The following is a 6035-nucleotide window of genomic DNA, read 5'->3' as shown; positions in this document are numbered from 1 at the left end:
TCGGCCGCGGCCAGCTCCTCGTCGGCCCGCTCCAATGCCCCGGTGGCACCGGAGCGGCGCTGGTCGAGGGCATCGAGGCCGGGCGGCAGGCTCGGGGTGCGCAGCGCGTCGCGCTCGGCGACCAGGCTGCGTCCGACCTCCCGGGCCGCGGCCAGCGCCGCCTCCGCGGCGTCACGGGCGGAGCGGGCGACGTCGAGGGCCGAGCGGGCGGCGGCCGCCTCGCGGGCGGCCGTCTCGTCGGCGTGGAGCGTCTTGAGGTGCCGTTCCCGGGCACCCGGCAGCTCCGCGGTGAGCGCGGCGAGCTCGGCGTGGTCACGGCGGGCCTGCTCCAGCGGGCCGCGCGCGGGTGCGACGGCGAGCTGCTCACGGACCGCGGTGTCGGCGGCCTCCGCCGCGGCGGCCGCCTTCGCCGCCGCCGTGGCCGCCTCCCCTGCCGCGCGCTGTCGCGCGTCGAGATCGGCGACCCCCGCCGGCACGGCCAGTGCCGCCAGCTGCGCCCGCTCCGCGCGCAGTGTCGTGACCAGCGCGGTGGCGGCGTCGAGGGCGACCCCGGCGGCCGTCAGCTCGGGGACCACGCCCTCGACGCGGGACGCGAGGGCGGTGAGCTCGTCGACCCGGACGGTGGCCTGCCGCTCGGCTTCCTCCGTGGCGTCGGCGTAGGCGCCGAGCTGCTCGGTGAGCACCTCGGCGCGCTGGCGCTGGGCGGCCGCCTCGCTGTTGGCCTCCTTGGCGATGACGTCGTAGACGCCGAGGCCCAGGATGCGCACCAGCTTCTCCTGGCGCTTGCGCGGCTCGGTGTGCAGGAACTCCGCGAAATCGCCCTGGGGCAGCACGACGCACGTGGTGAAGTCGCCGAAGGGCAGCCCGAGCAGCTCCTCGACGGCCTTCGTGACGGGGCCGGCGCCGTCGGCGATCGGGTCGGTCTCCTCGTCGACGCCGCCGAGACCGGCGGGAGCGCGCAGCCGCTCCAACCGGGCCGTGCGCACCGACACCCCGCCCGACGCCGCGCGGCGCAGCTCGCGGGCCACGACGTAGCGCGCGCCGCCGACGTCGAACACGAACTTGACCGCGCCGCGCCCGGCGGTGGGCGCCAGCGCGAGGGACACCGTGCGCTTGTCGTCCCAGCGCGGCACCGAGCCGTAGAGCGCGAACGTCATCGCGTCGATCACCGTGGACTTGCCCGAACCGGTGGGCCCGACGAGCGCGAAGTACTCGGCCTCGCGGAAGTCGACGACGGTGGGCTCGCGGAAGGACGCGAACCCGTTCATCTCCAGCAGGACGGGGCGCATCAGCCGCTGCCCGTGACCCGGTCGTGCAGCCGCCGGAACAGCTGCTCCACCCGCTGGTCCTCGACGCCCCGCGTGCCGAGGTACTCACCGAACAGCTCGGAGGGGCTGCGCTCCGCCCCGCCCGCCTCCGAGGGCCGCGACACCGTGACGGGCGCGGCGAACTCCGGATCGATGCGCACCTCGAGCGCTCCCGGCAGCAATGCCGTCACCTCCTCCCGCAACCCGGCCCTGGCGGGCTCCTTGACGAACACCCTCAGGAAGTCGTCTCCGAGGCTAGGGGCGAGCACCGACAGTTCCGCGACGGTGCCGCGTACGGTCCGCAGCCGGCGCCCCGCGCTGATCGGGACGTCGGTGATCGACGCGGGAGTGCCGGGCGAGGCCTCCACGATGCAGACGACGGGCTCGTTCTCCTGCTCGCCGAAGTCGACGGCGAGCGGCGCTCCGCAGTAGTGGACGGGGCAGGGCGCCTCCATCCGCTGGCGGCGGTGCAGGTGGCCCAGGGCCACGTAGTGCGACTCCACCGGGAAGATCGATGCGGGCACCGCGTACTCGAAGATCGACTGCGCGGTGCGCTCGCCGCCGCCCATCTTGCCGTTGAGCACGGTCAGGTGGGCCATCACGAGGTTGACGGCGTCGTCGCGGAAGCCCGCGGTGAGCGAGGCGAGGATGTCGCGGAGCTGCTGGTCGTAGGCGCCGGTGTGCTCGGCGGGTGTCCGAGCGATGAGCTCGGCCGCGCGCACGGCGTAGCGCTGGGAGAGGAACGGCAGCACGGCCACCGTCACCGGCTCCCCCGTCGACCGCGCGGTGAACTCCACGACCCCGCCCCGGTCGGCCGTGCGCGGCGACCCCACGAGCGTGATCCCGGCGGCGCCGGCCAGCGGGCGGTACGCGTCGATGGTGGCGGCGTGGTCGTGGTTGCCGGCGATCGCGATCACCGGGATCCCGTCGCGCGCCATCCCCATCAGCGTCCGGACGACGAGCTGCTGGGCTGCCGCCGTCGGCGCCGCGGTGTCGTAGAGGTCGCCCGCGACGAGCACGGCGTCGACCTCGTTCTCGCGCGCGATGCCGACGATCTCCCGGAGCACCTGCTCCTGCTCGTCGAGACGGGAGTGGCCCTTGAGCGTCTTGCCGACGTGCCAGTCGGACGTGTGCAGGAAGCGCATAGGGCGGCCATCGTAGGCCGCGTCCGCCGGGGGCCGGACGGGCGGACTCAGCCCGGCCCTGCCTCCACGGCCGCGGGCACCTCGGCCTTGCGCGCCGCGATCACCGCGACCACGAACAGCGCGATGGCGAGCGCTCCGTGCACCCAGCCCAGTGTCGGGACGGCACCCGCGGCGACGCCCAGAACCACCTGGACGAGCGTCGTCAGGAACACGACCGCCGACCACAGCACCGCGCCCGGCACCCGTGCGAAGTACGCCACGAAGAGCAGGACGACCGCGAGGATCGGGATGACCCGCTCCCCGTTGACGCTGTGCACCATGAACCCCACGGCGCCGGTGAAGGCGTGCTCCCCCTCGGAGGCCTTGTCGAGCACCCCGCCGCCGTCGACGTAGGCGAGCACGCCGAAGGTGGCGAAGGCGATCGCCGCGGCCTGGACGACGACCTCGAGCGCGATCAGGTAGGCGAGGATGCGGTAGGCGGACTTCATCGGCACTCCCTTTGTTGCAGAGGCCCCGATCATGCTCGCCCCCAGACGCTCCGGCCACGTGCCCCTGACCAGGGAAAAGGACATCCGACGCGAGCGGGCCGAACAGCCGCGCGACATCGGCCACCGCCTCCCGCCGGCCCCGTCAGAACGGGGCGTCGTCGTCCTCGGACGCCGCGGGCAGGCGGGCGAACGCGTCGCGCGGGCCCACCCCGTTGATGCTGGTCACCGGCGCGTCGCCGGCACTCTCCGACAGCCGCGTGGCCCATGCCGGGAACGGGAACTCGACGGCCAGCGGCACCGGGATCTCCGGCTGCGCGACGAACATCGTGCCCGGCTTGGCCAGCACCGCCCGCTGCCGCTGCGACGGCGGCAGGAACCCGTACTCCGGCCGCCCGGCCTCGGCGGGGTCGAGCCGGCCGACCACCTTGATCGAGGAGTTGGAGACGATCCGCCGCTCCACCTCGCTGGCCGTCTGCTGGGCGCCGATGAGGATGATGCCCAGCGAGCGGCCGCGCTCGGCGATGTCGAGCAGCACCTCCTTGATCGGGCTGGAGCCCTCCCGCGGCGCGTACTTGTTCAGCTCGTCGATCATCGTGAACAGCAGCCCGGCCGCCCCCGCGGCCTCCTTGCGCGCGGTCTCGGCGGCCAGCACGACGCCGACGACGAACCGCTGCGCGCGCTCGGGCAGGTTGTGCAGGTCGACGACCGTGACCTGCCGCCCCTCGGTCGAGACCCTGCGGCCGGGGGTGTCGGCGAGGTCGCCGCGCACGAGCGTCCGCAGCGGCTTGAGGCTCGAGCGCAGGCGGCGCAGGAACGCGTTGACCGTGCCCATCCCCGTGACTGCGCCCGCCCAGTCCCGGCGGGCCTCGTCGTCGGTGAGCCGGTCCGACACGAACTCCACGAGGTCGGAGTAGGTGCGCAGGATCTTGCCCTCCACCGACACCGCCCCGTCCCCGACGGGCGTGGCCTCGCGCCGTAGCCGGGCCGCGACCTGGTGGATCACCATCGTGTACTGGTTGCGCTCGTCCTCCGCGTCCGCGAAGACGTAGGGCAGCAGCTCCTCGGAACAGAACTCCGCGAGCGTCCACCAGAACGACGTGACCCCGCTGGTGCGGCCCGTGACGAACGGCCGGCCCGACGGGTCGTCGGGGGTGGGCGGCGCGAAGAAGCCGACCGCCGAGAACGGCTCCGCCGGCAGGCCCAGCGTCGCGTAGGCGGCGACGAGGTCCCCGTCCAGCTTGATGTTGCGATGGTCGAGGAACAGCAGGTCCTCGCCCTTGACGCTGAACACGAGCGCCTTGGCGTTGACCGACTTCTTGCCCAGCACGCCGCTGCGGAAGATCGAGTAGAGCAGGAACAGCGCGAAGCTGGTCTTCGTGGCGACGCCGGAGATGCCGCTGATCGACACGTGGCCGCCGCGCGTGCCGTCGAGGAACTCGAGGTTGACATAGATCGGCTCGCCGTCGCGTCCGAGGCCGACGGGGACCTTGCGGTCCATCTTGTCGAAGTACAGGGCCTGGGCCCGCTCCTCACCGGTGGCGCGGCGGGCGGGCGAGCCGGGGGTGGGGGGCACGTAGCACTCGGGCTCGACGCGCGTGGTGGTGATCTCGGCGATCTCCTGCACCTGCGCGGGCAGTACGCCGTCGGCGATGAGGAAGACGTCGGAGCCGTAGGTGGCGCCCTCGTGCCGGGCGCGGACCTCCGTGACCACGCCGGACGTGGTGACGGCCCCGATGCCCGGCACGGACCGCTGGGTGACCACCACGTCGTCGAGCTGAAGGTACTGCTCGGGCGCGAGTGCGACGGAGAACTGCAGGGGCGTGGAGTCCTCGGTGCCGACCACGAGGCCGACGGGCTGGTCCGACACCCGGGCGACGATAGCGGTGCCGTGGGTCCTCACCCGATGGGGTGACATACTGCGCCGCCATGCGACACGATCCAGCGGCGATGCGTGGCTGGCTCGCGTCCGTGCCGGACGACGACCTCGTGTCCGTCATCGAGGTCGTCCCCGCACTGCAACGGGCGCTGGCGCGCGACGGCCACGGCGCCGGCCGCACCGAGCGGCACGCGCTGCCGGGCGTGCGCGCCCGGATCCGGGAGTTCTCCGACCAGCAGGTCGAGGGCCTGGCCCGGGCGTTCCTGGCGGGGGTCGTGCAACGGCTGCGCACCGACGGTGTCGGCGACGAGGAGATCGACGAGCCGGACGCCGGGCAGCTCCGGTCGATGCTGGGCCGGCTGCCTCCCGCCCACGGCCGCCTCGCCCTGCACGCGCTGCTCATCGGCAGCGGCCCGGCGTCCTCGACGGCCCGGATGCACGCAACGGAACTGCTGACCGCCCTCCACGGGGCGGACCCGAAGGAGCACGCCATCACCGCCACCACGCACGAGACCTCCCCGCACGACACCGTCTGGGACTGGTCCACCGTCGCCACCGTCGTCGAGCGGCTCCGCCGCGACGTCACCGACCTCCCGCCGGCGCTGCGGGCGGCGGCGGACGCGGTGCAGGCGGGCACCCTCCCCGTCGACGCGGAGCCCACCGCGGCGTCGCTGGCCCGGTTCGCCGCCGAGATGGCCGAGCTCGCGAAGCGCCTGGGCCCGCTGCTCGGCGACGAGCCCGTACCGTCGGACCTCGACGGCGTCCAGGTCCATCTCGACCGGGTGGCCGAGGAGCAGCGGCTGGCCGCGGAGCGCGCGGTGGTGCGCGAGCACCGCGACGGGATCCGCGCCACCGTGGCGCAGCTCGAGGCCGACGGCGGCCCCGCGTTCCTCGTGCAGCGCTACCGGGCGCTGCTCGCCGAGATCGAGCGCGAGCTCGGCGAACCGGCCCCCACGGCGACGCCGGCGAGCCTCGTCACGCTGCCGCAGACGGTGCCCGAGGCGCGGGCTCTGCTCGCCGGGATCGGCGTCGACGACGGCCTGCTCGCCGTGCTGCGCCCGTGGCCGGAGCTGTGCGAACCGGGCGAGTACATCCGCCGCGACGACGTGACCGCGGTCGTCGCGGCCGAGCCGTCGGCGGTGCCGGACCTGCTGCGCCGACTGGACCTGCTCGGCGTGCTCCGCGAGAACGAGAGCGGCGAGCTGGCGCTGGACGAGGT

General features: G+C 74.2%; 5 protein-coding genes. 1 reads left to right on the top strand and 4 read right to left on the bottom strand.

Features of this window, described 5'->3' with window-relative positions:
- The 4 genes from JWR81_RS20675 to JWR81_RS20660 form a co-directional block, all read right to left on the bottom strand.
- Positions 1–1289: SMC family ATPase (locus JWR81_RS20675; RefSeq protein WP_297655372.1), on the bottom strand; the 1289-nt coding region annotated here is incomplete at its 3' end.
- Complete coding sequence (locus JWR81_RS20670) at positions 1289–2452, bottom strand: exonuclease subunit SbcD (RefSeq protein WP_297655368.1); 1164 nt, start codon at positions 2450–2452, stop codon at positions 1289–1291. The genes JWR81_RS20670 and JWR81_RS20675, both read right to left, overlap by 1 nt.
- A gap of 47 nt (positions 2453–2499) precedes the next feature.
- The gene (locus JWR81_RS20665) at positions 2500–2940 is read right to left on the bottom strand and encodes a hypothetical protein (protein WP_297655365.1); all 441 of its coding nucleotides are present in this window, start codon (positions 2938–2940) and stop codon (positions 2500–2502) included.
- Between the two features lie 142 nt (positions 2941–3082).
- Positions 3083–4807 (bottom strand): ATP-binding protein, encoded by a 1725-nt coding sequence (locus tag JWR81_RS20660; RefSeq protein ID WP_297655362.1) that lies wholly within the window; start codon positions 4805–4807, stop codon positions 3083–3085.
- A 59-nt stretch (positions 4808–4866) separates the two neighbouring features.
- Between JWR81_RS20660 and JWR81_RS20655 the strand changes: the two genes are divergently transcribed.
- A partial coding sequence (locus tag JWR81_RS20655) for a hypothetical protein (protein WP_297655359.1) occupies positions 4867–6035 on the top strand: 1169 nt, incomplete at its 3' end.

Origin of the sequence: Pseudonocardia sp., from assembly GCF_025965585.1 — a bacterium.
Taxonomy (GTDB): Bacteria; Actinomycetota; Actinomycetes; order Mycobacteriales; family Pseudonocardiaceae; genus Pseudonocardia.
This window is presented reverse-complemented; position numbering and strand designations above follow the sequence as displayed.